Origin of the sequence: Clostridium sp. AM27-31LB, from assembly GCF_003480745.1 — a bacterium.
Classification (GTDB): Bacteria; Bacillota; Clostridia; order Lachnospirales; family Lachnospiraceae; genus Butyribacter; species Butyribacter intestini.
Genome location: NZ_QUJS01000023.1, coordinates 1 through 1,811, shown reverse-complemented (window position 1 = coordinate 1,811; position 1,811 = coordinate 1). Strand labels below are relative to the sequence as shown.

At 37.8% G+C, this 1,811-nt stretch carries 2 protein-coding genes; both read left to right on the top strand.

The genetic code is table 11. The features are described 5' to 3' along the window. Positions 1 to 143: 143 nt before the first annotated feature. A complete protein-coding gene (locus DW721_RS15815) occupies positions 144 to 983 on the top strand; it encodes a hypothetical protein (RefSeq protein ID WP_118746308.1) in 840 nt (279 codons plus the stop codon). Between the two features lie 113 nt (positions 984 to 1,096). Beyond that, on the top strand, positions 1,097 to 1,741 hold the full coding sequence (locus DW721_RS15810; RefSeq protein WP_118746307.1) for an ATP-binding cassette domain-containing protein: 645 nt from the start codon (positions 1,097 to 1,099) through the stop codon (positions 1,739 to 1,741). Positions 1,742 to 1,811: the final 70 nt, after the last annotated feature.

The following is a 1,811-nucleotide window of genomic DNA, read 5'->3' as shown; positions in this document are numbered from 1 at the left end:
GAGACAGTTTGGGGATTTGTATAATATGTCACCGTATATCACTGTGTTGATAATTTTTGCAGAAATATCTGTAATAGCGGTTGTCGTATCTTTGGTCTTTCGTTTTAAACTCAGACGGAGTGGTGTTTTTGGAGGTGTGGAGGATGAATAAAATGAAAAAGGTATTTAAGGTTGCCATTTATGAATTAAAACTTATGTGTTTTTCATCAAAGTTCCTAATATTGTCGGTTTTGGCTTTTATTATAATGGATGTTACAGTAAGAGGATACAGAATGTTTTCACACGATTATAACCTGCCTATAGCACCGGCTGTGCTGCCGTTTTATTTTGCCGATGTGAGTTACGGAAATATAGAAATACTGTTTCTTTTACTCTGGTTTAGTGATGTGCCGATGAAACAGAGGGTGCAGAACCAGATATTACAAAGATGCGGTATGCCGTGCTTTGCGTTGGGGCATCTGTTTTCGATAGTATTTGCGACAATAGTTTTTGTGTTTGAACAGTTTGTATTTTCAGTTTTGCTGTGTGGGACAAATCTTACATTTACAAGCTGGGGAAAAGTATGGGGAAGTGCAGCGGCAGGAACGGTAAAAAAACTTGGATATTCAAGTGGATTTGTAATATCAAAAAATGTATTTCAAAATTATACGGTACCGCAGGCATTGCTGTTTTCTATGACGATATTTTTACTGATGGGGATATGTTATGGAATGGTAGAGTTTCTGCTGAACGGTCTGCAGAAAGGAAAACTTGGAACAGTGGTATTGTCGGTATGGAGCGTTGCGTGGATATTTTTAAAGACGAACACAACAGATTTTATACGCTCGTTTATGAAATATGCACCACAGGGCTGGTATAATCTTGGAAGAAACAATATAAGTGCATCAAAGAATATAATCAGTGGTCTTTTTGTGGGTGTAGTGGTTTTGTTTATTGTAAATTTTGTGCTTGTAATGCAGAAGAAACTTGAACTTGTAAAATAAATGAAGTATTGCAAAACAGATTATATATTGTGTTGTTATATCCATATGAACCAGAAAAAATTATTGGCAGTTTTGCAAATGTCTGTTGTAGTATATAGAAGGAGGAGAGCAAAATGGAAGATAAAATAGTGGTGAAGAATGTTTCTAAAATGTTTGGGAAAGAAAAGGTGCTTGATAATGTGAGCCTGACGGTTAAAAAGGGAAGTATAGTGGGGATTGTTGGAAGAAACGGGAGCGGAAAAACTGTTCTTTTTAAGCTGATTTGTGGTTTTTACAGTGCAAGTGATGGGGAGATAATAGTTGACGGAAAGAAGCTTACAAAGAGTCATTCGACACCTGAAAATATAGGGAGCATCATAGAAACACCGGGATTTTTGGGAAGTTATTCAGGTTACAGAAATCTTAAATTTCTTGCCGATATAAGAAACAGGATTGGGAAAAAGGAGATATGCGAAGCAATAGAGATGGTCGGACTTGACCCAAAAAGCAGAAAACATGTCAGGAAATATTCGCTGGGAATGAGACAGCGTCTCGGACTTGCCCAGACATTTATGGAGGGGCAGGACATACTGATACTTGATGAGCCGATGAACGGACTTGACAATCAGGGCGTAGCCGATATGAGAAAACTGTTTCTGAAACTGAAAGAACAGGGGAGGACTATGCTTGTTGCAAGCCACAACAGGGAAGATATTGATGTGTTGTGTGATGAAGTCTATGAGATGGATCACGGGATACTGACAACAGAGAGAAAGTAGTGGAAAAAGCCATTTTGAGAATATCAAGATGGCTTATTCTTTACAGAAATATGTCCAAATGTTAGAATGT